At 73.0% G+C, this 24,281-nt stretch carries 21 protein-coding genes; 12 read left to right on the top strand and 9 right to left on the bottom strand.

All coding sequences use genetic code 11. The features are described from left to right. The first annotated feature begins 32 nt into the window (after positions 1-32). From FHU36_RS39205 to FHU36_RS45250, 4 genes are all read left to right on the top strand, one after another. Positions 33-1,355 carry an ABC transporter substrate-binding protein gene (locus FHU36_RS39205; RefSeq protein ID WP_185089180.1) on the top strand — a complete coding sequence of 441 codons (1,323 nt, stop codon included), beginning with the start codon at positions 33-35 and terminating at the stop codon, positions 1,353-1,355. Positions 1,356-1,406: 51 nt separating this feature from the next. Continuing rightward, positions 1,407-2,273 carry a carbohydrate ABC transporter permease gene (locus FHU36_RS39200; protein WP_185089179.1) on the top strand — a complete coding sequence of 289 codons (867 nt, stop codon included), beginning with the start codon at positions 1,407-1,409 and terminating at the stop codon, positions 2,271-2,273. Next, on the top strand, positions 2,270-3,178 hold the full coding sequence (locus tag FHU36_RS39195; protein ID WP_185089178.1) for a carbohydrate ABC transporter permease: 909 nt from the start codon (positions 2,270-2,272) through the stop codon (positions 3,176-3,178). Before FHU36_RS39200 ends, FHU36_RS39195 begins: the two co-directional genes overlap by 4 nt. A gap of 138 nt (positions 3,179-3,316) precedes the next feature. Further along, positions 3,317-4,960, top strand: coding sequence for an AbfB domain-containing protein (locus tag FHU36_RS45250; protein WP_246503228.1), 1,644 nt, complete (start codon positions 3,317-3,319; stop codon positions 4,958-4,960). A 166-nt stretch (positions 4,961-5,126) separates the two neighbouring features. Here the strand turns inward: FHU36_RS45250 and FHU36_RS39185 are convergent, their stop codons facing one another. Continuing rightward, positions 5,127-6,539, bottom strand: coding sequence for a glycoside hydrolase family 6 protein (locus tag FHU36_RS39185; RefSeq protein WP_312892146.1), 1,413 nt, complete (start codon positions 6,537-6,539; stop codon positions 5,127-5,129). Between the two features lie 155 nt (positions 6,540-6,694). After that, on the bottom strand, positions 6,695-7,255 hold the full coding sequence (locus tag FHU36_RS39180) for a TetR/AcrR family transcriptional regulator (RefSeq protein ID WP_185089176.1): 561 nt from the start codon (positions 7,253-7,255) through the stop codon (positions 6,695-6,697). A gap of 76 nt (positions 7,256-7,331) precedes the next feature. On the opposite strand from FHU36_RS39180, the gene FHU36_RS39175 reads away from it, so the two are divergent. Beyond that, a complete protein-coding gene (locus FHU36_RS39175) occupies positions 7,332-8,312 on the top strand; it encodes a DsbA family oxidoreductase (protein ID WP_185089175.1) in 981 nt (326 codons plus the stop codon). A gap of 57 nt (positions 8,313-8,369) precedes the next feature. Here the strand turns inward: FHU36_RS39175 and FHU36_RS39170 are convergent, their stop codons facing one another. Then, a complete protein-coding gene (locus tag FHU36_RS39170) occupies positions 8,370-9,794 on the bottom strand; it encodes a PepSY-associated TM helix domain-containing protein (protein ID WP_185089174.1) in 1,425 nt (474 codons plus the stop codon). A 364-nt stretch (positions 9,795-10,158) separates the two neighbouring features. Continuing rightward, on the bottom strand, positions 10,159-10,914 hold the full coding sequence (locus FHU36_RS39165; protein WP_185089173.1) for a hypothetical protein: 756 nt from the start codon (positions 10,912-10,914) through the stop codon (positions 10,159-10,161). Between the two features lie 408 nt (positions 10,915-11,322). On the opposite strand from FHU36_RS39165, the gene FHU36_RS39160 reads away from it, so the two are divergent. After that, positions 11,323-11,805 (top strand): DUF4232 domain-containing protein, encoded by a 483-nt coding sequence (locus FHU36_RS39160; RefSeq protein ID WP_185089172.1) that lies wholly within the window; start codon positions 11,323-11,325, stop codon positions 11,803-11,805. On the opposite strand, the gene FHU36_RS39155 is transcribed toward FHU36_RS39160, so the two are convergent. From FHU36_RS39155 to FHU36_RS39145, 3 genes are read right to left on the bottom strand one after another with little or no spacing between them, the layout of a single operon-like run. Then, positions 11,806-12,273, bottom strand: coding sequence for a cupin domain-containing protein (locus tag FHU36_RS39155; RefSeq protein WP_185089171.1), 468 nt, complete (start codon positions 12,271-12,273; stop codon positions 11,806-11,808). It lies immediately after the preceding gene. 7 nt (positions 12,274-12,280) lie between these two features. Next, positions 12,281-13,234: a sugar kinase gene (locus FHU36_RS39150; protein WP_185089170.1), complete on the bottom strand. Its 954-nt coding sequence runs from the start codon at positions 13,232-13,234 to the stop codon at positions 12,281-12,283. Beyond that, positions 13,231-13,995, bottom strand: a complete 765-nt coding sequence (locus tag FHU36_RS39145; RefSeq protein ID WP_185089169.1) for an IclR family transcriptional regulator — start codon at positions 13,993-13,995, stop codon at positions 13,231-13,233. The genes FHU36_RS39150 and FHU36_RS39145 overlap by 4 nt, the downstream gene beginning before the upstream one ends. A gap of 122 nt (positions 13,996-14,117) precedes the next feature. On the opposite strand from FHU36_RS39145, the gene FHU36_RS39140 reads away from it, so the two are divergent. Genes FHU36_RS39140 through FHU36_RS39130 form a run of 3 tightly spaced genes read left to right on the top strand, consistent with a single transcriptional unit; the run spans position 14,118 to position 17,118 of the window. Continuing rightward, positions 14,118-15,371 carry an extracellular solute-binding protein gene (locus tag FHU36_RS39140; RefSeq protein ID WP_185089168.1) on the top strand — a complete coding sequence of 418 codons (1,254 nt, stop codon included), beginning with the start codon at positions 14,118-14,120 and terminating at the stop codon, positions 15,369-15,371. Continuing rightward, positions 15,368-16,297 carry a carbohydrate ABC transporter permease gene (locus tag FHU36_RS39135; protein WP_185089167.1) on the top strand — a complete coding sequence of 310 codons (930 nt, stop codon included), beginning with the start codon at positions 15,368-15,370 and terminating at the stop codon, positions 16,295-16,297. Before FHU36_RS39140 ends, FHU36_RS39135 begins: the two co-directional genes overlap by 4 nt. After that, on the top strand, positions 16,297-17,118 hold the full coding sequence (locus tag FHU36_RS39130) for a carbohydrate ABC transporter permease (protein WP_185089166.1): 822 nt from the start codon (positions 16,297-16,299) through the stop codon (positions 17,116-17,118). Before FHU36_RS39135 ends, FHU36_RS39130 begins: the two co-directional genes overlap by 1 nt. On the opposite strand, the gene FHU36_RS39125 is transcribed toward FHU36_RS39130, so the two are convergent. Beyond that, a complete protein-coding gene (locus tag FHU36_RS39125) occupies positions 17,089-18,264 on the bottom strand; it encodes a winged helix DNA-binding domain-containing protein (RefSeq protein ID WP_185089165.1) in 1,176 nt (391 codons plus the stop codon). The genes FHU36_RS39130 and FHU36_RS39125 overlap by 30 nt on opposite strands. Before the next feature lie 132 nt (positions 18,265-18,396). Between FHU36_RS39125 and FHU36_RS39120 the strand changes: the two genes are divergently transcribed. After that, positions 18,397-19,773 (top strand): chymotrypsin family serine protease, encoded by a 1,377-nt coding sequence (locus tag FHU36_RS39120; protein ID WP_185089164.1) that lies wholly within the window; start codon positions 18,397-18,399, stop codon positions 19,771-19,773. A gap of 167 nt (positions 19,774-19,940) precedes the next feature. After that, positions 19,941-20,447 (top strand): hypothetical protein, encoded by a 507-nt coding sequence (locus tag FHU36_RS39115; RefSeq protein ID WP_185089163.1) that lies wholly within the window; start codon positions 19,941-19,943, stop codon positions 20,445-20,447. Between the two features lie 145 nt (positions 20,448-20,592). Here the strand turns inward: FHU36_RS39115 and FHU36_RS39110 are convergent, their stop codons facing one another. Continuing rightward, on the bottom strand, positions 20,593-23,118 hold the full coding sequence (locus FHU36_RS39110; RefSeq protein ID WP_185089162.1) for a collagenase: 2,526 nt from the start codon (positions 23,116-23,118) through the stop codon (positions 20,593-20,595). Between the two features lie 164 nt (positions 23,119-23,282). Here FHU36_RS39110 and FHU36_RS39105 point away from each other — a divergent pair, with 164 nt between their 5' ends. After that, the gene (locus FHU36_RS39105; RefSeq protein WP_185089161.1) at positions 23,283-24,236 is read left to right on the top strand and encodes a LysR family transcriptional regulator; all 954 of its coding nucleotides are present in this window, start codon (positions 23,283-23,285) and stop codon (positions 24,234-24,236) included. The last annotated feature ends 45 nt before the right edge of the window (positions 24,237-24,281 follow it).

Genomic DNA, 24,281 nt, shown 5'->3' with positions numbered 1-24,281 from the left:
CGCCCACCCCCCTCATCCCCCAAGGAGTAGTCATGCACACAAGCCGATGGCTCGCCGCGGCCGCGATCCTCACCCTGGCGGCGGCCTGCGGCGGCGGTGGCGGGCAGGCCACCGCGCCGCCCGCGGGACAGCAGCAGTCCGGGCCCGTCACCCTGGAGTACTGGACCGACAAGCTGGGCGCCAAGGGCGCCGTGGCCGCCTTCAACGCCGCGCACCAGGACGTGCGCCTCAAGTTCGTCGAGGTCCCCGGCGTCGACCTGGTCAAGAACCTGCGCAACGCGCACAAGGCCGGCGACGCCGCCACCATGCCGTGCCTGGCGCAGACCGACAACCGCAACGGCGGCCAGCTCCTCGCCGAGGGTGTGATCAAGGACCTGACGAAGGACGTCTCCGCGGCGTCCGCGAAGTTCTCGCCCGGCGCGGTGGAGGCGCTGACGCTCGCGGGCGTCACCTACGGTGTGCCCGACAAGCGTGACCCGCTGTTCAGCATGTTCCACAAGCCGACCTTCGACAAGCGCGGCCTGACGTACCCCACCACGTGGGAGGAGCTCATCGAGCTCGGCCGCAAGCACCTGAAGAAGGACGGCGTCGCGGTCTTCAACCTGGCCGGTGAGGACCCTTCGACGCTGATGGGCCTGTCCTGGCAGGGGGGCGCCCGCTGGTACACCATCCAGGGCGACGCCTGGAAGATCAACTTCACCGACGACGCCTCGAAGTGGGCTGCGGGCGTCATGCAGCAGCTCCTCGACGACGAGCTCGTGCAGAAGATCTCCTACGCCGAGTACGCCGCCATGATGCAGGAGTACGACCAGGGCAAGATCGCCATGCGGCAGGTGTCCACCTGGCAGCTCGCCGGCCACCAGAAGAACATGAAGAACTCCCTCGGCGACTGGGAGGCCGGCCCCAACCTCATCGTCAAGGGCCGGACCTCGCCCGTGTCGGCGGCCGACACCGCCGCGCTCGTCGTCCCGTCCCTGTGCGCGCACCCGGAGCAGGCCGTCGCGGCCGCCCTGTGGCTGGCCACCGAGAGCGCGCCGATCAAGGCCATGGCCGACCCGGTCTCCGGCAACGGCTGGTACCCGGCCGTCGCCGACGCGGCCCCGTACATCGACGCCACCGTGCCCAAGCAGCTGTGGGGCGAGCACGCCGCGGCCGGCGCCAAGGTGATCGCCGAGTCCGGCGAGTTCGCCTCCGACTGGGTGTACGGGCCCAACTCCACCGCCATGTACGAGGAGCTCGCCGACAAGTGGGGCAAGGCGATGAACGGCGAGATGAAGGTCGAGGCCGTGCTGGAGCACATGCAGAAGTGGACCGTCGACGACCTCAGGCAGAAGGGTGTCAAGGTCGTCGAATGAGCAGGTGAGGGAGCGCGGCGGCCGCGCTCCCTCCGTACCGGAGGACTTCTCGTGTCAGTCACCCAGCGCAAGGGCGCGGCCTTCTCCGCGCCGTTCTTCGTCGGCTTCGCGGCCCTGTTCGTGCTGCCGCTGCTCTACGCCGTCCACCAGAGCCTCTACACCGTGCGGACCTCCGGCCTGGGCATCGGCCCGCGCGTCGAGGTCTTCGCCGGGGCGGACAACTTCACCCGGGCCCTGTCCGACGGCACCTTCTGGGCCTCGATCGGGCGGGTGCTCGCCTTCGCCGTGGTGCAGATCCCCGTCATGCTCGGGTTCGCGCTGGTGATGGCGCTGCTGCTCGACGGGACCAGGCGGCGGGTGGCGCACCGCTACCGGCTCGCCTTCCTGGTTCCGTACATGATCCCGGGCATCGTGGCGGCGCTCATGTGGATGTACGTCTACAGCCCGCGCCTTGGCCCGCTCACCGACCTGACCGGCGTGAACTTCTTCTCGCCGGCCCTGGTGTGGATCTCCATGGGCAACCTGCTCACCTGGATCGGCGCCGGGTTCAACATGCTCATCATCTACGGCGCGCTGCAGTCGGTGCCGCGCGAGCTGTTCGACGCGGCCCGGGTGGACGGCGCGTCAGAGCTGCGCATCGCGGTCTCCATCAAGATCCCGTACGTGCGGGGGGCCCTCGTGCTGACCGGGATGCTGTCGATCATCCACATGCTGCAGATCTTCAACGAGCCGCTGCTGTTCCGGAACGTCGTCCCGGAGATCATCACCAAGGACTTCACCCCGATCATGATGATCTTCTACGAGGCGTTCGACAGCAACGACTACAACTACGCCGCCGCCCTGTCGGTCGTGCTGGCCGTCGTGGTCGGAGCGATCTCGTTCCTCTTCTACCGGTTCACGAACAGGGCATCGCGATGACGTCTCTCGCCTCACCCCGCAAGGCCACCACCACGTCCGCCATGGACGGCCTGCCGGTCGGCGCCACCCGGTCCAGGCTCTCGCAGGCGTTCGTGCTCGCGGGCCTCGCCCTGTTCGCCCTCTACTCGGTCGCGCCGGTCTGGTGGCTGGTCGTCTCCGCCACCAAGGACCAGAGCGACCTGCTCTACACCAACGGGCTGTGGTTCGGGGAGTTCAACCTCGGCCGCAACCTGGAGCAGGTCTTCACCTACAACGACGGCGTCTTCTTCCGATGGGTGGCCAACTCGCTGCTCTACGCCGGGGCGGGCGCGCTGGTGTGCACGCTGATCTCGCTGGCCGCCGGCTACTCGCTGTCGCGCTTCTCCTTCCGGGGGCGCGGCCTCGGCCTGGCCATGGTGATCGGCTCGTTCCTCATCCCGGGCGCGATGCTGACCATGCCGCTCTACCTGCTGTTCGCCCAGGTCGGCCTGGTCGACACCGCGTGGGCGGTGCTCCTGCCGTCGTTCATCAGCCCGTTCTCGGTCTACCTCGCCAAGGTCTACGTCGACGGCGCGGTCCCGCCCGAACTGCTGGAGGCGGCCCGGGTGGACGGCGCGGGCGAGCTGCGGATCTTCTTCCAGATCGTCACCCGGCTGATGAAGACGGGCGCCGCCACCGTCTTCCTGCTGGCGTTCGTCGGCAACTGGAACGGCTTCTACCTGCCGCTGACCATGCTGCGCGGCGAGGACAAGTGGACGCTCAGCCTCGGCCTGTACGCCTGGAACCTCAAACGGGTCGACTCCGAGAACGACCTGACCGCCCTGGTGCTGACCGGGTCGCTGCTGGCGGTCGTCCCGCTGGCCGTCTTCATGATCGCCATGCGCCGCTACTGGCAGTCGGGCGTGACCCTGGGCAGCCTCAAGTGACCTGACCTGGGCTGACCTGGGCTGACCGGGCGGGGTCGGACCGCGCCGGCTTCGCCGGGCTCGTCCGGGCAGAAAAGTGTTATGCGGGCGTCCCGGTGGCCGTCTCCAGGAGAGAGATCGTCTCGCGAGAGGACTGACATGGCTCTTCCGACCAGCCGGCGGAACCTGCTGAGGACAGCGGCGGGCATGGCCGTCCTGCCCGCCGTACTGCCCGCCGTGCTGCCCATGGTGCCGAGCGCGTCGTGGGCGTCGGCGGCGCCGGCCGCCCTCCGGCACCCGGGGCTGCTGCACACCCAGGCGGACTTCGACCGGATCGCCGCGGCGGTGCGGGCCGGGGCGCAGCCGTACCGGGCCGGATGGGAGAAACTGGTCGCCAACGGGCGGTCCAGGAGCACGTGGCGGGCACGCCCGCTGGAGACCGTCGTGCGCGGCGGGACCGGGCAGAACTACCCGCAGCTCTACAACGACGTCCACGCCGCCTACCAGAACGCGCTGCGCTGGCGGATCAGCGGGGACAAGGCGCATGGCGACGCCGCCCGCGACATCCTGAACGCCTGGTCGGGCACGCTGAAGACGGTCACCGGCAACGCCGACAGGTTTCTCGCCGCGGGCATCTACGGCTACCAGTTCGCCAACGCCGCCGAGCTGATGCGCGACTATCCCGGCTTCGACGTCGAGAGATTCCGCAGGATGCTGCTGACCGTGTTCTACCCGCTCAGCGACGACTTCCTGGTACGGCACAACGGCGCCTGCATCACCAACTACTGGGCCAACTGGGACCTGTGCAACATGGCCGCGATCATGGCCATCGGGGTGTTCTGCGACGACCGGGCGAAGTTCGAGCGGGCCGTCGACTACTTCGAGCACGGCAAGGGCAACGGCTCCGTCATGAACGCCATCCCCTTCGCGCACCCGGGCGGGCTGGCCCAGTTCCAGGAGAGCGGGCGCGACCAGGGCCACACCATGATGGGCCTCGGCCTGCTCGGCAGCATCGCGGAGATGGCCTGGAACCAGGGCCTCGACCTGTACGGCCACGCCGGCAACCGCATCATGCGGGCGGCCGAGTACGTCGCCCGCTACAACCTCGGCGAGGACGTGCCCTTCACCCCCTACGTCTGGGGCACCGGCACCACCTGCGCCCGGCGGGAGCAGACCGTCGTCTCGGCGGTGGCGCGGGGCCAGAACCGGCCGGTGTGGGAGCTGCTCTACCACCACTACGCCAACCGGCGCGGCCTGTCGGTGCCGTACACGAAGGCGTACGCCGAGCGGGTGCGGGTCGAGGGCGGCGGCGGCGACTACGGGCCCAACAGCGGCGGGTACGACCAGCTCGGCTTCGGCACGCTGCTGTTCACCCGCGCCGCCGCTCCCGCCGGTGGCGGGCTGCTGCCGACCGGGGTGACGCGGGTGTTCCGGTCGGTGAACCTGCCGGCGGAGGGGCTGGCCGCCTCCGGCGCCCTGGGCGTCCTCGGCGAGGCGGCGCCGCTGCGGATCGTGCCCGGGCCGGCCGACCCCAAGGGCTGCTCGCTCGTCGACGACGACGGCCGCTACCTGCGGCACAAGGACTTCCGCCTGCGGTTCGACGCCGACGACGGGACCACGCTGTTCGAGCGGGACGCCACCTTCCACGCCCGCGCCGGGGCCGAGGCCGGCACCGTGCGGCTGGAGTCGGTCAACTACCCCGGCCGGTTCGTCCGGCACCGGCGCCACCGGCTGTGGCTGGACCGGGCCGAGGACACGGCCGCGTTCCGCGCCGACAGCACCTTCCGGCCCACCACCGCCTGAGAACCTCTCACTCTCGGAACTCACGTCCGATGGCCGCGCGTTCCGAGGGTGAGAGCCACGCGACCGTTCGTGACGCTCGTCCGGCACCCGCCCGTCACGCGCCGGGTGGGGCGGGGCGCGGGGCCGGTGACCGGGTGTGGGTCACCGGCCCTCGCGGTCGGGTGCGTCAGGAGCCGTCGATGAGGCGGATGGCCAGGTCCGGGCTGAACGTGCCGGCGGGCACGTCCGGCGCGATGCCGCAGGGGCCGTCGGAGTCGCCGGGCACCTTGACCCACAGCAACATCTCGGCCCCGCCGCCGAGCTGCGCCGGGGTGCCGAGCTTGCGGCCGGCCGGGTTGCACCACTGGCCGTTGGAGCCGTTGCCGTTGCGGCTGGTGTCGACGACGAACGTGGCGCCGCCGCCGAGCGCCGAGACGACGGCGTTGCCGTACGTCGTGGACTCGGCCGTCGTGTAGTAGTTGGAGACGTTGACGGCGAAGCCGCGGACGTTGCCGACGCCCGCGTCGCGCAGGCGGTTCGCCATCGTCGCCGGCGCCACCCAGCCGGCGTTGGCCGCGTCGAGGTAGGCCCAGGTGTTGGCGGCCTTGTCGCGGAACTGCTGGGTGGCGTGGTTCAGCATGCGGGTGCGCACCTGGATCTCGGCCTCGTCCATGCAGCCGAAGTCGCCGAGGGAGTCGGGCTCGATGACGACGACCGCGGGGCGGTCGCCGATTCCGGCCGCGAACTCCGAGATCCACGTCCGGTACGCCGCCTCGCTGCCGGCGCCGCCGCCCGAGTGCCCGCCGCAGGCGTCGCGGCCGGGGATGTTGTAGGCCACCAGGACCGGCAGCTTGTCGGCCGCGTCGGCGGCGGCCACGTACCTGGAGACGGCCGAGCGGATGTCGCCGCTCCAGGCGCCGAACCAGCGCGCCATCGGCTTGGCGGAGATGGCCGACCTGATGCGGGCGGCCCGGGAGTCGCCGGAGTTGTCGCGCACCCAGATCGCCGGGTTGGAGTCGGGGTCGACGTAGAAGCCGTTGGTCATGTCCACCGGCCCGTCGCCCGGCGGCGTCGTGGAGGACGACTCGGTGAGCGAGACGTTGTCCACGAAGAAGGTGAAGCCGGCGTTCTTGCCGAGCTGGAACGACACCTGTCCGGCCGATGTGCCGAGGCTGGAGGTGAAGGGGAAGCTGAAGCGCTTGCTCGCCGTGGTGAGCGCGATCGGCTGGGTGAGCGTGTTGGTGTACGGGGCGTCGGCGAGTTGCACGGTCGTCACGACGGAGACGGCGGTGGAGGCCGAGGCGTCGAAGGAGAGGGTGTAGGACTTGCCCTGGGCCAGCGTGATGTCGTTCTGGCCGATCATGGCGTCCCACGGGTTGGCGGTGCCGCCGGTCACGCTGACGCGCAGCCGTCCGGAGTCGACCGCCATCGAGGTGTTGGCGGAGTTCCACCAGGGGGCGGTGCCGTTGGCGAAGGTGCCGTTGACCACCAGTTCGGGTGCCGCGGCGGCGGTCCCGGCCGCCGACACCGGCAGGACCGACACCGATAAGGCGGTGAGAGCTGAGGCCGTGATCGCCGTGAGGCGGGTTAACAGTCGCACGAAACGCGTCCCTTCCTGGGCTGTCAGATCACGATCGTTGATCAAATATCACAGGGATGGGAATGGTTTGTGCCGTTTTGGAGGAATCTGTCGAGGTAACTGATCGGATGCGGAGCGTTGCCCCCGGTGGGCACGTTCCAGGCGAGGCTGGGGCTCTAGCCGGGCCGGAAGAGGCGCCAGAAGGCGAGGGCGATCTCCTCGGGCGGCGTGCGGCTGCCGCACGTCACCCAGTGCGCCACGACACCGGTCAGGGCGCCGGCCAGGTAGGCGGCGTGCACCTCCGGCGGCACGTCGTCGTACCCGCCGGGCCGGGCGCCTCCGCCGAAGCGCCCGGCCAGCTCGGCGGTCAGCCGCTCGCGCAGGCGGGCCGCGAACCGGGCGCTGCCCTGCACGTCCAGCATGCGCTCGAACAGGGTCGCGTGCGCCGCCACGTGGCCGAACAGGGTGACCAGCGGCTCCGGCACGCGGTCGCGCGGGCTGTCCAGCGGGCACAGCGCCGCCGCGCGTGCGACGTGGCCGATCGTGTCGTCCATCGCGTCGGTGACCAGGCAGTCGAGGTCGGGGTAGTGCAGGTAGACCGTCGCGCGGTTCACCTCGGCGCGCCGGGCCACCGCCGACATCGTGATCGAGCCGAACTCGTGCTCGGCCGCCAGGTCGAGGACCGCGGCCCGCAGCCGGGCGCGGGTGCGCTGCGCGCGTGGATCATCCGGGTTCACGCCGGACACTATACGACAGTAGTTGCTTAAACGACATATGTTGCTTAATCGACAGTTGTCGTCTAAGGTGCCGGGCATGCGAGTCGAGATATGGGCCGACATGGTCTGCGCCTGGGCGTACATCGGGAAGAGGCGGCTGGAGCGGGCGCTGGCGGGTTGGGAGGGGGAGCCGGTCGAGGTGGTGTGGCGGCCGTTCCGCATCGACCCGGCCGCGCCCGTGCCGGGCGAACCCCTCGCGGAGGTGCTGACCGACCCGCGGGTCGACGAGGCGCTTCAGGCGTGCAACCCCGACCTGACGCCCTCGGACAACCGGACGCTCGTCTCCAGGATCGCCGCCGCCGAAGGGCTCGGCCCGCCGTGGGGACCGGCATGGCGGGCGAGCAGCCACGACGCGCACCGGCTGATCGCGCTGGCGTGCGAGCGGGGCGGCGCCGCCCTGCAGGACGCCGTGGTCGAAGGGGTGCTGCGGGCGCACTTCGTCGACGCCCTCGACCTGAGCCGCCCCGAGGTGCTCGACCGTGTCGCGGCCGGTGCGGGCTTCGTGGAGGGCGCGGCTCTGCTGGCCGAAGGCGGGGGCGACGAGCGCGTCCGGGAGTCGCTGCTCGTCGGCAAGGCCACGGGGGTGCGGACCTCGCCCACCCTCGTCGTCTCGGGCCGCGCGCTGACGGGCGCCCAGCCGCCGGAGGTGATCCGGGAGTTCCTGGAGGGGGCGGGCGGATCGACGCACCGCCGGCTGCCGGCGGAGGTCGAACGGCTCCGCCACGCCGAGTCGCTGCTGGACCAGCGCGACCCGCTGGGCGCTCTCACCCTGCTGCGCCCGCTGCTCGACGACCACGGCGACGACCGCGGCGTCCGCATGCTCGCCGCCCGCGCCTACTACGCCTCGGCGCAGCTCGGCCGGGCCGAGGCCACGCTGGAGCGGCTGGTGGCCGAGACCCCCGACGACTCGTACGCCCGCCACCTGCTCGGCCGCACCCTGCAACGGCAGGGCCGCCCCGGCGAGGCGGAGCCCCACCTGGCCATGGCGTCCGTCATGACCCCGTCCTACGCGAGCTGACCCGCCCCGGCGGCTGCGCGCCCCACCGAGCACCGGCCGGGCCGGGGCGCGCGACCGCTATGCCGGGGTGCCGGTCGTCCGCCTCGACGCGATGCGGGCGCGCAGCCCGAGCAGGACGTCGACCAGCAGGAAGCCCGCCAGCGACACCCCCAGCAGCGGCACGAACCACCCGGCCGCCACGGCCGCCACGGCCGCCGGCACCAGGACGGCCCAGTGCACCCGCCGCCAGGCGCCCCGCCGGTACGGCCGGGCGAAGCCGCGCGTGGGCCGCCGCTGCCACCACATCCGGTACCCGTACCCGACCAGGAAGACCAGACCGCCGGCCAGGACGGCGAGCAGGAGCTGGTTCGCCGGGCCGAACAGGCGGCCCATGTGCCCGTCGATGCCCCAGCGGGCCAGCTTGGCCGCCGGCGGATGGTCGGCGAAGCGCAGCTCCTCGGCGACCCGAGCGGAGGCCGGGTCCACGGCCACCTGGTCCAGGCGCTGCGGCCACGCGTAGTCGATCTCCTTGACCACGTAGGCGCCTCCGGAGGCCTCCGGCCAGACGATCTCCAGCGGCCCGGACAGCCCTGCGCCGGCGGCGGCCCCCGCGACCCGGTCCACCGCCGCGCCGGAGGGCACCGCGCCGTGAGCCGAATGGTCGGAGCCCGTGTGCGCGGAGTGATCGCCGCCGCCGGAGGCCGTCGACAGCGCCGGGGTCGACCAGTTGAGCGCGGCGCGCAGCTCGTCCACGTTCGCGCCCGCGTACGTGGACCAGGTCAGCCCGGTCGCCGACAGGAACAGCAGGCCGGTCACCGCCCACAGCCCGACCGCGCCGTGCCAGGACAGGCTGCGGCGCAGGCCGGTGGTGCCGGGTTCGGGAGCGAGCAGGCGGCGTACCCGCCGGCCGGGGCGACGGCGGCGGCTGAGCCAGAGCACCAGCCCGCCGAGCGCCACGACCCACAGCCAGCTTGCCGCCAGCTCGCTGTAGATCCGGCCGGGCTCGCCCAGGTGGAGGTTGCGGTGCAGGTGGGAGATCCAGGCGCGGACGGGCAGCGCGCCGGAGCTGCCGTAGCTCTCCAGCGCGCCGCGCACCTTGGCGGTGTGCGGGTCGACGAAGACGGCCAGCTTGGTGCTCGGCGCCAGGCCGGGCACGTCCATCAGCACCGCGGTGGTGCGTCCCGGCCCGGCCGGGGTCCGTACGGCGATGACGGTGCCCCGCGGCTGCGCGGCGCGGGCGGCCGCGACCTGCTGGGAGAGGGGCGTCGTGGTCGGTCGCGCGGGCGCGTTCAGCTCGTGGCTGTAGACGATCTCCTCCACCTGCCAGGAGGCGGCGTAGAGCAGGCCGGTCGCGGCGGCGACGAGCAGGAACGGCGCGACGAGGACACCGGCGTAGAAGTGCAGCCGCAGCACGAGCGGGCGCAGCGCCGCCCAGCTCCCGCCGCGGGGCGCGGGCGGGCCGGGAGGCTCGGTGGTGGGTTCGGCTTCGAGGATCGAGGACATGGGGCGTTCTCCGTTTCCGGGACGCGCGCACGCGGGGCGCGCACGTGTCGCCGTACGAGCGATGGGGGACGCCGGGCCCGACCCTGGCCCTGGACACGCTCCTGACGCGGGTCCTGGACGCCGGTCTCGGACGGGATCCTGCACGCGGGTCCTGGACGCCGGTCGGGCGGGAACCCGCACGCGGGTCTCGGACGCGGGCCGGGGATGCGCTCCTGGACGCGGTCGGGCGCGGCGACAGGGCCGTGCCGGCGTGGCATCCCGGGTGGCACTCGGCGTGGACGGGGTGCGGGCCGGGCACGGCGTGGGGACGGGCGTCCGCCCGCGCGACGGACATGAGCCGTCCGGCCGGCGTCGGCGGGCCCGTTCAGCGAACGGAGAACGCGAGGGGCGGGCCCCGCCGGGAGATCGCCGCGGCGTGCGGCGGAGGGGGAGGCGCCGGGGCGGCCGAGGCGGCGCTGATGGTCGGGCCGGCCACGGTGACCGGCGACGTGAGCGCGACCAGCAGCCGGACCAGGAACCCGCGCACCGAGGCCAGGGCCAGGCGCAGGAGGTTCGCCAGGGCGGTCTCGCCCCGTTCCAGCCACCAGCCGGAGACCAGCGCGACGGTCACGTGCACCAGCAGCATCGAGACGCCGGTGCCGCCCCCCGTCTCGGCGGCGTCCGGGGTGAGGGCGAGCAGGCCGGTCGGGGACGCGTGGTGGTGCCCGCCCAGCTCCGCCATGGGCCCGGCCGGCCGCACACCGAGCCCGCCCGCCCGCGCCACCGGTCCGCCCGCCTGCGTCATCGGGCCGGACAGCGGTGCGTCCGGGCCGGTGAACAGGTTGTGCAGGGCGTACTGGGCGACGAAGCAGGCGGCGAGCAGCGTGCCGCGCCCGCGCCGGCGGGCGGCCAGCGCGTACGCCACGGCCCAGGTCGCCGCCGTCGCACCGGACAGCACCGGCAGGGCCACCGGACCGCCTCCGGTGGCCGTGTGCAGCCCGGCCGACAGCAGCACGCACACGACCGCGAACACACCGGCGCGCAGTGCCCGGATCAGCGGATGGCCCACGTGTGGCCCGCCGTCACGGCAGCCGCGACCGGCGCCCCCGCCTCCGGGGGACGGGCCCGGTCGCGCAGCCATCGCCTGCTCCTTTCCTCTCGCCTCGCCCGGAGATACGGCCCGCGAGCCGGTCCGGCTCAACGCCGCGACGGATTTCTCGCCGTGGATCCCATCCGCGCCCCGGCGGGTGTCCCAGGGACCGCGGCCACGCCGGGGCGCCGGTCGTGGGTCCGGGACTGTGGTCACGCGGGGCGCCGGTCGTGTTCGGGAGGATGGTCACGCCGGGCGTTCGCCGAGCATGTCCGGGGTGGCGGCGAGCAACCTCCTCGTCTCCGGGTGGGCCGCCGCGCGCGCACGCGGCGGCCGAGGCGCCGGTCGGCCGCCGGGTGGCCGGCAAGGCCGTCCTCGACCTCTGACGGCGCGCCCGGTGTAAGCCGCCTGGCCAACGGAAATACCCCCAGCAAGGTGACAAAGTGACGGGGCGTGCCGATGAGGGGATTCAGGATCGCCGGGATCGTGAGCGGGCTGCTGCTGGCGGGCGGCGCCGCGCCCGCGCTGGCCCGCGAGCCCGTGCCGGGCGCGGCGGAGGACCCGGGCGGCTGCTCCCCGGCCCAGCTCGACGTGCGGCTGGACCGGGTCGATCCGGGAGCGGGCAACCGGTACGCGCCGCTGGTGTTCACCAACGGCTCCGGCGCCGGATGCACCCTGCGCGGCCATCCGGCCCTGGTCGTGCTCGACGCCTCCGGTGACCCGCTGCCGGGCGGGGTGCTGGCCGTCGAGGGGCCTGGGGAGACGGTCACCCTGGAGCCCGGCGGCAGCGCCCGGGCGGTGCTGCACTGGACGGTCACCGCCGACGACTGCCCCGACGCGTCCGCGCTGCTGGTCACCCCGCCGGGGCAGGGCGCCGCCACGACGCTCCCGTTCCCGGCCGGACGGGTGTGCGGCGCGCTCGACGTCACCCCCGTCCGCTAGTCAGGCCGAGGTGGTGCGGTGACGGGCGCGGAACTCCGCCAGCAGCTCGTCGGTCACCTCCGCTCCGGCCGCCACGGCCGCGTGCACCTCACGGAAGTAGCCCTCGTACCCGGCGGGCGTGTAGAGGCACAGGGCGCGCGCCGGAGCGGTGCCGGCGTTGCGGAAGCCGTGCGGAGTCCCGCGCACCGCCGCCAGGAGGTGGCCGGGCCCCGCCGTCACCTCGCCGTCGCCGTGGTGCAGGGTCAGCTCCCCGTCGAGGACGTAGAAGTACTCGTCGTGCCCGTGGTGCACGTGCGGCCGGGCCCCGACCACGCCCCCCGCGAGGGTGAACTCCTCGAACGCGAACCGCCCGCCGGTGTGCTCGCCCGTCAGCCGGAAGAAGTGCGCCACTCCCGCGACGTCGATCAGCTCACCGTCTTCGGGACGGCGCAGTAACGGGCGCGGCCCCGGCATCTTGTCATCGGTCACCCGAGCATTATCGGCTGACGCCGTCCGCGCCGCGTCGCAGCAGGCTCAGGTCGCCGCGCCGGGGCAGGCTCTCCCAGTCGCCCTGGGAGGTGACGGCGAACGCCCCCGCCGCGCACGCGGTCCGCAGCCGCTGCCCGGGCGTGGCCCCGGCCAGCCAGTCGGCCAGCCACCCGGCCGCGAACGCGTCTCCCGCGCCGACCGGGTCCACCTCGGTCACCTCGTACGGCTCCGCGTGCCGGACGACCCCGTCGGACAGCTCCATGGCCCCCTCGGCGCCCGACTTGATCAGCACGTGCCGCGGCCCGAGCGCCGCCAGCGCCTCGGCCAGCGCGACGGGCTCGGCCGGCACGCCGCCGTCGGCCACCAGGCGGGCCTCCGGCACGGTCGCGAACAGCACGTCCACGTCCCCGATCGTGTCGCGCAGCCACGTGCCCGCCTCCTCCGGCGACCAGAGCGCCCGCCGGTAGTTGACGTCGAGTGAAACGAGCACCCCGGCGGCCCGCGCCTCGGCGACGGCGTGGCGTGCCGCCTCCCGGGCGGAGGCCGACAGCGCCGGCGTGATGGCCGACAGGTGCAGCACGCGGGCGCCCCGGATGAGCGCCGGGTCGAGGTCGGCGGGGGCGAGCCGGGAGCCGGCGCTGCCCCCGCGGTAGTAGCTGACGTCGATGAGGTCGGCCGTGCGCCTGCCCTTGATCATCAGCCCGGTGGGCGCGCCGGGGTCGGCGATGGCTTCGGTGTTCACGCCCTCGCCCAGGAGCGTGGCCCGGATCAGGTCGCCGAACTCGTCCGCGCCCACCCGGCCCACCCAGGTCGCGCTGTGGCCGAGCCGGGCCACGCCGATCGCCACGTTGGACTCCGCCCCGCCCAGGCCCAGGTCGAAGTCGCGGGCGAACCGCAGCGGCCCCGTCCGGCGGGCGGCGAACAGTGCCATGGTCTCGCCGAAGGTCACCAGATCGGTCATCGAGAGGAGCCACCCAGCTTTCCGGAGATGCGCGACGCCGCGGCGGCCACCATCGGCCCCAGCTCCCGCACCCGCGCGGCGGTGATCCGCGAGGACAGGCCGGAGATGGAGATGGCGGCGACCACGGTGCCGGTGTGGTTGAAGATCGGCGCGCCGACGCAGCGCACCTCGGGTTCGTTCTCGCGGTCGTCCACGCTGTAACCGCGCCTGCGCACGCTCGCCAGCTCCGTGCGCAGCCTGGCCGGGTCGCTGATGGTGCGCCTGGTCATGACGTCCAGGTCGAGCCCGTCCACGGTGTCGTCCGGCAGCCAGGCGAGGATGGCCTTGCCCACGGCCGTGCTGTGCAGGGGGCCGCGGCTGCCGATGCGCGAGGCCATGCGCACGTTGGTCTCGTTCTCCACCTTGTCGATGTAGACGACGTGCGGCGGCTCGTACACGACGAGGTGGACCGTCTCGCGCACCTCGGCCACCAGCCGGTGCGACTCCTCGGCCGCCACCGCGCGCAGGTCGAGACCCGCGAGGTAGGCCTGGCCCAGCTCCAGCGTGCCGTGGCCGAGCCGGTACGCGCCGGTCCTGCGGTCGCGTTCGAGCAGCCTGGCCTCGACGAGCGGGACGGTCAGCCGGAGCACGGTGCTCTTGGACAGGCCCACCGCCTCGGCGAGCTGGGTGAGCGTCAGGCCGTTGGAGGCCCGCACCCGGTCCAGCACCGCGAGCGCGCGGCGGAGGGAGGCTGACTGGTTGCGCTCGGGCACGCCGATCATGTTAGGCCGTGGTCTCGCCGGACGTCTGCATCTGCAGCACAGCGTTGTGCAGTGCACAACAAGTCGGCGGAGCCCTTCCGTGCCGCCCGGGCCGTTCCTAGTCTCTACGCCAGGAGGTAATAGTGAAGTTTCTTTACTGTGCCGTGGCCGGCGCCGCCCTAGCGGCCCTGGCGGCCTGCGCGCCCCCCTCGACCGCCCCCACGTCCGGCGGCGGAGACGACAAGACCGGGACGCTGCGCGTGTGGCTCTACGACGAGCCCAACCGGGCCCCCAAGGAGAAGGTCGTCGGCGAGGCGATCAAGGAGTTCACCGCCGCCCACCGGGACGTCAGGGTCGAGGTCAGCTACATCCCGACCACGCCCGCCCGCCACGAGAAGTTCAAGGGCGCCTTCAACGACCCGTCCAGCTCGCCGGACGTCGCCGAGTACGGCAACACCGACCTCGCCGAGTACGCCGCCGCGGGCGGCTTCACCGACCTGGCGGCAGACCTGCGGGGCGTCGACGTCAACGCTGACCTGATGAAGTCGGCCTCCGTGGACGGCAAGGTCTACGGCCTGCCGTGGTTCATCGGCGTGCGCGCCCTGTACTACCGCACGGACGTCTTCGAGGAGCTGGGCCTCAAGCCGCCCACCTCGGTCGAGGAGCTGACCAGGACGGCCCGGACCATCCGCGAGAAGAAACCCGACCTGTACGGCATCGCCGTCGGCGGCGAGTACACCTTCGGCGCCCTGCCGTTCGTGTGGGCCGCGGGCGGCGACATCACCGCCCTCGGCTCGGCCGAGTCGCGCAGGGGCGTCCAGGCGTACACCGGCCTGCTGTCCGACGCCGTCTGCCCACCGCAGGCGTGCGCGTCGCTGACCGGCGGCAAGACGGTCGAGCTGTTCGCCAGCGGCAAGGCGGCCATGGGCATCCTCGGCAACTTCAGCCGTTCGGCCGTGGACGCCGGGGCGGCGGCCGGCAAGTACCAGGTGGTGCCGCTGCCCGGCTTCGAGCCCGGCTCCGTCGCGCCCGCCTTCGCCGGTGGCAACAACCTCGGCGTGCTGAGGAACGCCCGGCACCGCACGCTCGCCACGGAGTTCGTCAAGCTGCTCGGCGGCAAGACGTACCAGACCAAGATGTACGAGGCGATGGGCAACCTGCCGACCCTCACCGCCGCCCGCGACGAGCTGGCCGCCAAGGACGCCTTCCTCAAGCCGTTCCTCGACACCGTCGCCAGGGGCACCCGGTTCGTGCCCGTCCACCCGGGCTGGGTGAAGATCGACAACGGCAAGGTCATCCCGACCATGCTGCAGAAGGCCGCCACCGGGCAGGCGAGCGTGGACGAGGCCACGACGGAGGCGGCCGCCTCCGTCAAGACGGCCCTCGGCAGCTCGTGACCGCGGCGGCGACGCCCGTCGCCGCCCGGCGGCGGGCCCGCACGACGCGCGGGCCGGGCGGGCCGCGGCCGTGGCTGTACCTGCTGCCCGCCCTCGCCGTCCTCGTGCCGCTGTTCGGCTACCCGATCTACATGCTGGGCCTGCTGTCGGTCTTCGACTACCGGCAGGCCCAGGTCAGCGGCGGGCAGCCGACCACGTTCGTCGGCATCGGCAACTACGCGACCCTGTTCGGCGACGCCCGGTTCTGGAGCGTGCTGCTGCAGACCGTGGGGTTCGCCGCCGCGCTGGTGGTCGCCACCCTGGCCGTGGGCGCGGCGCTGGCCGTGCTCATGACCCGCGTCGGGACCGTGCCGAGGGCGGCGCTGTCGCTGGCCGCCCTCGGCGCCTGGGCGGCGCCCGCGATGACCGGCTCGACCGTGTGGATGTTCCTCTTCGACGCCGACCTCGGGCTGGTCAACCAGGTGCTCGGCATGGAGGGGTTCAACTGGTTCTTCGACAGGTGGGTGGCGTTCGGGGTGGTCGGCGCCACCGTCGTGTGGCACTCCTTCCCGTTCGTCATGGTGACGCTGTACGCGGGCATCCAGGCCGTGCCCGGCTCGGTGCTGGAGGCGGCCGCGCTGGACGGGGCGTCCGCCTGGCAGTCGTTCCGGCGGGTGATCGTGCCCATGCTGCGGCCGCTGATCACCATCGTCGTCATCCAGTCGGTCATCTGGGACTTCAAGATCTTCACCCAGATCTACGTGATGACCAACGGCGGCGGCATCGCCGGGCAGAACACCGTGCTCAACGTCTACGCCTACCAGACCGCCTTCGGCTCCTCGGAGTACGGGCTCGGCTCGGCCATCGGCGTGGTGATGACGTCGATCCTGCTCGTCGTGACCATGTTCTACATCCGGGCGCTGCACCGGACGGGGGAGAGGCTCTAGTGCGCACCACTCGGCACGCGGCCAACGCGGTGGCGCTGGTCGTGGCGTTCCTGACCGCCTTCCCGATCTACTGGATGGCGCTGTCGGCGGTCAAACCCGCCGGGGAGATCCAGTCGCTCGACGTGCGGCCGTGGACTCTCCACCCGACCCTGGAGCACTTCGCTCGGGTGCTCACCGGCGAGGGGTTCGCCCGCTACCTCGTCAACAGCGCGGTCGTGGCGCTGTCGGTCGTGGTGCTGTCGGCCCTGGTGGCCTTCCTCGCCGCCGTGGCGGTCACCCGGTTCGCCTTCCGGTTCCGCACCACGGTGCTGATCATGTTCCTGGTGGCGCAGATGGTGCCGGTGGAGGCGCTGACGATCCCGCTGTTCTTCGTGGTGCGCGACGCGGGGCTGCTCAACACCCTCGCCTCGTTGGTGCTCGTGCACCTGGCGTTCTCGCTGCCGTTCGCCGTCTGGATGATGCGCGGCTTCGTCGCCGCCGTGCCGGAGGCGCTGGAGGAGGCGGCGCTGATCGACGGCGCGAGCCGCGCGACCGTGCTGTGGCGCATCCTGTTCCCGCTGGTCGCGCCCGGTCTGGTCGCGACCGCCGTCTTCTCGTTCATCACGGCCTGGAACGACTTCGTCTTCGCCAGGACGTTCATCATCTCGGCCAAGGACAACCAGACCCTGCCGGCCGCGCTGCTCGTCTTCTTCAAACCGGACGAGAACGACTGGGGCGGGATCATGGCGGCCTCGACGCTGATGACGATCCCGGTGCTGATCTTCTTCGTGGCGGTCCAGCGCCGGCTCGTGTCAGGTCTTGGAGGGGCGGTCAAAGACTGATGTCTCATGCCGGTCGCCCGGGGCCAGGAACTCCAGCAGCCGTCGCCCCTCCTGCTCCACCGCCCGGAGGTCGGCGATCGGCTCCCACAGGTGGAGCCCGAGCGTGGAGGTGCCCCTGGTCCGGGTCAGTGTCCAGTCGCCGGCGGTGAAGCCGTCGACGAGGATGAGCCGGGGCATGACGTTCGTCCCCATGAAGCCCCGCATGGCGGCGAACCCGGCCTCGGTGATCACCCTCGACCGGTCGGCGTGGGACAGGAACAGGTTGTCGAAGTCGTACATCAGCCGCACCGGCGCGGGCACGTCGTCGCCGGGCCGCGGCGCGTCCGGCAGGTCGTGGTACGTCCGCCCGTCCTCGTCCCGGAACCGCACCAGATCGAGCCCCTCCACCACCTCGGCCAGCCGCGTCAACCCCGACCAGGTCTGCACGTCCTTGACCGTCGCCGGGCCGAACGCCGCCAGATAGCGCACCACCAGCTCGGCCGGCGTCATCGGGGCCACTCCCGTGCCCGCCTGACCGCCCGCCTGAGCCCTCGCGTGAGCCTTCGCTCGGGTGCCCGCTTCTGTGCCTGCTTCTGTGCCCGCGAGCCACGTGTCGGCGGGTGCGTGCGCGATCGGCCCGCTCCTGCCCCACAGCCCGCGCGGCGGCACCTGCGCCAGCGGCACCAGCCAGCGCACGCCCTGCCCCAGCGCGTGCGGGTCGTGGTCCGGCCACCGCCCGGCCAGCGCCCGTCCCAGCTCCGCGAACGTCATCGGCCGCTCCTCCAGCAGCGCCCGTCCCACCGCGGCCAGCTCGTCCAGGTCCACCCCGGCCAGCCGCCGGCCGAACGTCGTCCGCGTCATCCGCTCGGTGACCACCTGCACCAGCGGCCGCATCGCCAGGCAGTCGCGCGCGCTCACCAGGTGGATGGTGGAGCGCTGCAGCGCGATCCGCACCAGCTCCCGCGACTCCAGCCGGGCGGAGGCGTCATCCGCCCGGAACCCGTCGATCCGGTTCCACAGGCCGGTGTACCAGGTGTGCGGGGTCTGCGCCTGCAGGCCGCCGAGGTGCTCGACGACCTCGACCACGGGCCGGTCCGTACGGCGGAGGAGGAACTGCCGCTCCAGGGTGGCACGGTTCAGCGCCCTGCGGCTGATGAGGGGATCCATGGGCTCCACGGTAGGGAGCATCGCGGAAGAGTACGTTCCGCGTTGGGCGGAACCGTCCCTTGACGATGATCGTCACCTGGGTGAGCATGATCGCTGTCATGCAAGTTTCGCCCCATATGTGGAGGCAGCTTCGTGCCCACCTTACGCACGGCCGGCGGGGTCTCGGCCGCGATCACCCTGACCGTCTCCCTGGTCGCCCTGGCCCCGTGGCCCGCGTCCGCCGATCCTGCCGCGTCGGCCTCGATCACCCTCGCGGCCGACGCCCAGCCCAAGCCCGACCGCCCCACCCTCGAAGCCATCAAGCAGCAGGCCGCGCAGCGCGGCATCCCCTTCGAGCAGGCCGTCGCCGACCACCTCTCCACCACCGCCGCCGCCCAGCGCACCGCCGCGGCCAACCAGCCGGACGGCCCCGTAGACGTCCCCGACGTCATGATCGACGACATGCACGCGGCGGAGATCGAGGACCTCAGGCGCATCGCCGCCGCCGAGGGCATCGGCCTGGCCGAGGCGATCGACCGGGTCGCCTGGCAGGACGAGTTCGAGAAGGTGGCGGCGGAGCTGGCCGCGGCCTTCCCGGCGGAGTTCTCCGGCGCGGTGAAGAACGACGACAGCGCCTGGTTCGGGTTCAAGGGTGACGTCCCGGCCAAGGCCGTCGAGCTGGCCAGGACGCTGCCGGTGCGGGTGGACCTCGCCGCCGGCCGGGGCTACTCCGAGGCCGAGCTCGCCGCCGCCGGCACGGGCGCCCACGAGGCGGTCATCGGCAACGACACGGTGGCCGACGCCTCCACGTCGTACGACGTACGCACCGGGGCCGTCCAGGTGGAGGCCCAGCTGCGCGGGCAGGTCGCCGACCGTGCAGCGGCCGCGGCGGATCTCGTGCCCCGGCAGGCGCTCGCGGCCGGAGTCAGGGTGGAAATCGCCCTCGTCGACAGGGCCGCCGAGCCGGAGGACAAGTACATCCGCGGCGGCGGGACGCTGGGCACCTGCACGTCCGGCTTCAACCTGAAGTACATCACCAGCAACACCAAGCGGCACGGCACCGCCGGCCACTGCGGGCAGAGCACCGCGACGCGCACCTACGCCAACCACAGCGGCGACGGCGGCTCCACGTCCGTGTCGCGCGTGTGGGCGCACGTCGGCGACTGGGGCGACCTGGCCTACTACACGGTGGGCTCGAAGTCGCCGACCCGCACCTTCTACTACGACTGGAACAAGAAGCGCTACGCCGACAGCAGGTCGGGCATGCCCTCGGTCGGCACCCGCATCTGCCACTTCGGCAAGGCGACGGGAGCCAGTTGCGCGAAGGTGGCCCGCCGCGACGTCTCCAGCGGCGGCAAGAAGCACATGGTCGTCATGGACAAGGACATCAGCGCGGGCGGCGACTCCGGGGGCCCGTGGTACTACGGCGGCATGGCGTACGGCATCCACTTCGGCAAGATCGGCGGCGAGTCCGCGTTCACGCCCGCCTACCTCTACCAGAACCGCAAGTACGACGTCTGGACGCGCTGACGGCGACGCCCTCCCGCGTCGGCGCACCACGATGACGGCGACGCGCCCGGCCCGCCCCGCGGCGGGCGCGCCCCGCCCTCCTCCGGCAGGCTGGTGAACCGCCGGGCAGGCGGTGGCCGTTGTCCTCCCGTCAGGCATCGCACTCCCGACGGCACCTGGAGGTCACCGTGGCCCGCAGCGCGCTCGCCGCACTCGTCCCGCTCCTCGTGATCACGGCCGCCTGCGCGAGCGGCCCCACGAGCGGCCCCACGAGCGGCCCCACGGGCGGCACAGATGGCGGCACCGCCCCGGCCGCCGGTGAGGCGACACCGGGACCGGACCGGATCGTCGCCCGCGACGGCGATCCCGCGATCCTCGTGCACAACATGACCTACGGCGCCGACATGGAGGTGGGCGGCAGGCTGGCCTACCGCGCGGACGGCCGCTGCCTCGTCGTCACAGCCACCAGAGACGGGCGTGCCGTCGCCCTCACCCCGGTCTGGCCGCCCGGCACCGAGCCCCTGACCGACGGCGGCAGGCGGGGGGTGCGGGGGCCGTCCTTCGGCCTGCTGCTCGACGGCGACACCGTGACCGCGGCCGGCGACGAATGGCCGGCGGGCGATTCGCGGGTGCGGGGCCTGCCGGCGTGCGGCGACGGGTTCGTGGTGTTCAACCCGGGGTCGTTCAGGCGCTGACCGCGCGGGTCCGGGACGCGCGCGGTCAGCGCCCGTCCCGGCGCGGACGGCAAGGCGCCCGCACGGCGCCGGGGTGGCATCGTGCGGGCGCGAAATGGGGTCGTGCGGGCGCGGGATGGTGTCGTGCGGGCGTGGGAACGGCGGGTCAGTACTCGGTCGTGACCGCCGCGCCGGAGAAGGCCGCCGCGCCGTGCAGGCTGACGTAGTGCCAGCCGGCGGCGGGACTGGTGACGGTGATGCTGTGCTGGTTGCCCGCCCCGGTGGCGCGCCGGGTGTGGGACGAGGTGGTGGCCCAGCCCCGGTCGCTGTAGTAGAGGTCGGCGTCGCCGGTCCCGCCGGCGGCGGTGATGGTCAGGGCGCCGACGCCGGCCGGCAGGTAGAGGTAGAGGTAGGCGTAATCCCCGGCGGGGGCGGACAGGCCGCTGCGCCGGCAGTCGCGATCGAGCCGCCGGGTGTCGGGGTCGGTGCACTCGGGCGCCTGGCCGCCGCCCGCCGAGACGGACACCTGGCGGGAGACGGTGCCGGTGGCTCCGTCGTCGTCGGTGACGGTCAGCCGCGCCGTGTACGTCCCGGCCGCCGAATAGGTGTGCGCCGGGTTCGCGGCGGTCGAGGTGGCGCCGTCGCCGAACTCCCAGCGGCGGGCCGTGATCGTGCCGTCGGGATCGGCGGAGGTGTCGGTGAACGAGGCGGTCAGCCCGCTCGCGGCGACGGTGAAGCCGGCCGTCGGCGCCTGGTTCGACCCGCCGCCCGAGCAGGCCCCGGCGGCGCACGCGGCCAGCCAGGAGGTCCAGTCGGCGTCGTAGCGGGTGCCGATGGTGCCGGTCAGGAAGGTGCGGGCGGCGTTCCACGAGCCGGTGCGGTAGTGGCCGAGCACGGTGTCGACGTCGGCGCGGTGCCGCTCGTACATGTAGCGCACGGCCAGGTAGCCCCAGCGGTAGACGCGCGTGCTGTCGTGGTCGTACGTGGTGTCCCACAGGGTGCTCAGCGCGTAGGTCCGCCGGCCGGCCTCGGTGATGGCGGCGTCGTAGATCACCTTCCGGTAGGAGTAGGAGACGTACTCGGCGAAGCCCTCGATCCACCAGATGGTCGGCGTGGAGACGCCGGCGGTGAAGTCGCCGTGCATGTTGAACCGGCCGTCGAGGTAGTGGGTGTACTCGTGGTTGAGGTTCCAGATCTGGAAGGCGGGGCGCAGCCACTCGGCCTCGTAGGCGATGAACCTCGGCTGGTTGCCCGCCCGCGAGGGGTCGCCCTCCAGGTACATGCCGCCGTTGTCGGTGTCGATGCCGAACATCGGGCCGGCGTAGGTCTGGTAGTCGGTGCTGGAGTCGAAGACGACCACCTCCAGGGTGGTGTTGTGGTCGTCGGCCACCGGCCGCCCGCCGTCCCGGGCCAGGTCGTGGAAGAAGCCGTCCTGGCCGGCGAGGCCCGTGCAGGTGCCGGAGAGCTGCCCGGAGGTCATCGCCTGGGCGCGGATCCGGATCGCCGGGCCGCAGGAGTGGGTGATGGGCAGCACCTCGGCGGCCAGCCGCGCGGCCAGGTCGCAGGTGCCGTAGAAGGAGCAGTTGGCCCGGTCGTAGGCGTCGGCCATCTCGGCCACGCCGACCCACAGCCGCGCGGTCGGGCCCGTGACGGCGCTGCGCCCGAGCAGGCCGCGCGCCATCGGCCGGACGGTGTCCCGCAGGGCCGCGTGCTGGAGGAACCGCGCGAGCTCGCGCCCGGCGTTGGCCGTGAGGTAGCCGCGCTCGGTCCCGAGCAGGGCGAGGTGGCGGGTGGCGAAGGACTCGAGCGTCCGGAGCACGCCGGTGTCCGCCTGGACGGCGCTGACGAACGCGGGCACCTGGTGGCCGCGGAACAGCACCGTGTAGGCGCCGTTGACCGCGTTCAGCATCCACCACGACGCGTCGTAGGAGGAGTCGTAGCCGTTCAGCAGCCGCTCGACGACGTCCAGGTAGCGGTCGTTCTGCTGGGCGCTGTCGATCAGCACGACCGCCTCCGACAGCACCTCGCCGTTGGCGTCGCTGACCGTCCAGGCGCGCGGGTTCGCGAAGAACGCGTCGAGTCCCGCCCGGATCGCGGTCCTGAGCTGCGACCCGTACGAGCCGACGTCATCGGGGTGGTACCACTGCACGTAGTAGCCGGCCCGCAGGTACAGCACGAGCTGGGCGGTGCCGGCGCTGTTGTCGCCCGGATAACCGGGGCCGTCGGCGCGCAGGGCGTCGGCGACGCTCACCATCTGCGCCTCGCGGAAGGCGCCGCGGGCGTCCGCGCCGGTCAGGCCGAAGAGCGTGTTGACGCAGTCGGTGGTGACGGACCTGATGTGCCGCACCAGCTCGCCGCCGGTGCGGCCGGTGAAGCCGGCGACGTCGCAGGCCGCCGCCCTGGCGGTGGCGTTCCCGGCCGACGGGCGGCGGCGGTGCGGCGCGGGGCGCGGGTCGTCGTAGTCGCGGCGCAGCGCGTCCGCCGACGCGGGCAGCGGCGCCCGCTCGCTGACGTCCCTGCGCGACTCGCGCACGTGCTCCTGGTCGCCGGTGCCGGACAGGGACGCGGCGGGCGGCGGATCGGCCGCGGCCGTGCCCTGCGTCGTGCGCGCCTCCACGGTCGCGTACGCGGGGGAGACCGGCTGGAGGAGGAGAGCGAGGGTGATCAGCGGCAGCAGTAATCGCCTGGGCATGCTGGACACAGGGGGACCTCCGGGGGGTGTCCGCTTGGCTGTGAGGTGTCCCCGAGTGTGCGGCCGGGGCGGAGCCGCCGGTCATAGCGCCCGGCATAAATGTTGACTATGCGTTCATCGGAACGCCTCACCCCCTTCGGTGGCATGTCACATAATGTTCCGTTATGGAGCTAGAGCTCCGGCATCTCCGGATGCTCTGCGCGATAGCGGAGACGGGCAGCGTGACCCGGGCGGCCGCCCGGCTCGGCCTGTCGCAACCGGCCCTGACCGTCCAGTTACGCAAGGTCGAGGAGATCGTCGGCGGCGAGCTGTTCGCGCGCAGCCGCTCCGGCGCCGTCCCCACCCTGCTGGGGGCGCAGGTCATCGCCCGCGCCCGCGTCGTGCTTTCGGAGATGGACGGGCTGTTCGGCGACCTGCGCGACGTCCGCGCCCCGGGGACGCGCCTCCACCTGGGCAGCGTGCACACGGCCTGCGTGGCGAGCGTCGTCGGCCGGGTGGGCGAGGCCCTGCCCGGCCGGCTCATCTCCCTGCGGATCGAGCCGTCGGCCGTGCTCCTCGCCGACGCCCTGGCCCGCGGCACGCTGGACGCGGCGCTCGTGGGCATGATCGAGGGCTTCGACGTCCCGCTGCGCGCCCCGGTCGTCAGCCGGACCCTGATCCCGCAGCACCCGATCTTCGTCGCCCTGCCGGAACGGCACCGGCTCGCCGGACGGGCCGAGATCGGGCTCGCCGACCTGCGCGGCGAATCCTGGATCAGCCCGCCGGGCGCGGACGACGGGTCCCTGGCGGCCCTGCGCGCCTCCTGCCGGGCGGCGGGATTCGAGCCGGACGTCCGGTACGACGCCCCGAGCGGGGGCGGGCACCACCTGGTGGCCGCGGGCCACGGTGTCCGGCTGGTGGACCCCACCTGGCCCGCGCCGCCCGGCACCGTCGTCCGCCCGCTCGCCGGGGAACCCCAGGTCGCCCGCCTCGTCGTCGCCTGGCGGCGCGACCGGCTCAGCGCAACGGCGGCGTCGGCGGTCTACCGCGGCCTGGCCACGGCCTTCCGCGACCACGTGGACGACAACCCGGTCTTCCGCCGCTGGTGGGACGCCCACCCCGAGACGCATCCCCTCTGAGCGGGAACCAGTGCCGCATCAGCCTCCTGCTGGACCGTGAAGATG

Origin of the sequence: Nonomuraea muscovyensis, assembly GCF_014207745.1 — a bacterium.
GTDB lineage: Bacteria > Actinomycetota > Actinomycetes > Streptosporangiales > Streptosporangiaceae > Nonomuraea > Nonomuraea muscovyensis.
This window is presented reverse-complemented; position numbering and strand designations above follow the sequence as displayed.

Bases quoted from the DNA above. Each gene is read 5' to 3' on its own strand.
- FHU36_RS39160 (WP_185089172.1), top strand. From the start codon at position 11,323: ATGAGGGGATTCAGGATCGCCGGGATCGTGAGCGGGCTGCTGCTGGCG.
- FHU36_RS39145 (WP_185089169.1), bottom strand. From the start codon at position 13,995: ATGATCGGCGTGCCCGAGCGCAACCAGTCAGCCTCCCTCCGCCGCGCG.
- FHU36_RS39125 (WP_185089165.1), bottom strand. From the start codon at position 18,264: ATGGATCCCCTCATCAGCCGCAGGGCGCTGAACCGTGCCACCCTGGAG.
- FHU36_RS39150 (WP_185089170.1), bottom strand. From the start codon at position 13,234: ATGACCGATCTGGTGACCTTCGGCGAGACCATGGCACTGTTCGCCGCC.
- FHU36_RS39170 (WP_185089174.1), bottom strand. From the start codon at position 9,794: ATGTCCTCGATCCTCGAAGCCGAACCCACCACCGAGCCTCCCGGCCCG.
- FHU36_RS39205 (WP_185089180.1), top strand. From the start codon at position 33: ATGCACACAAGCCGATGGCTCGCCGCGGCCGCGATCCTCACCCTGGCG.
- FHU36_RS39110 (WP_185089162.1), bottom strand. From the start codon at position 23,118: ATGCCCAGGCGATTACTGCTGCCGCTGATCACCCTCGCTCTCCTCCTC.
- FHU36_RS39165 (WP_185089173.1), bottom strand. From the start codon at position 10,914: ATGGCTGCGCGACCGGGCCCGTCCCCCGGAGGCGGGGGCGCCGGTCGC.
- FHU36_RS39175 (WP_185089175.1), top strand. From the start codon at position 7,332: ATGCGAGTCGAGATATGGGCCGACATGGTCTGCGCCTGGGCGTACATC.
- FHU36_RS45250 (WP_246503228.1), top strand. From the start codon at position 3,317: ATGGCTCTTCCGACCAGCCGGCGGAACCTGCTGAGGACAGCGGCGGGC.
- FHU36_RS39105 (WP_185089161.1), top strand. From the start codon at position 23,283: ATGGAGCTAGAGCTCCGGCATCTCCGGATGCTCTGCGCGATAGCGGAG.
- FHU36_RS39195 (WP_185089178.1), top strand. From the start codon at position 2,270: ATGACGTCTCTCGCCTCACCCCGCAAGGCCACCACCACGTCCGCCATG.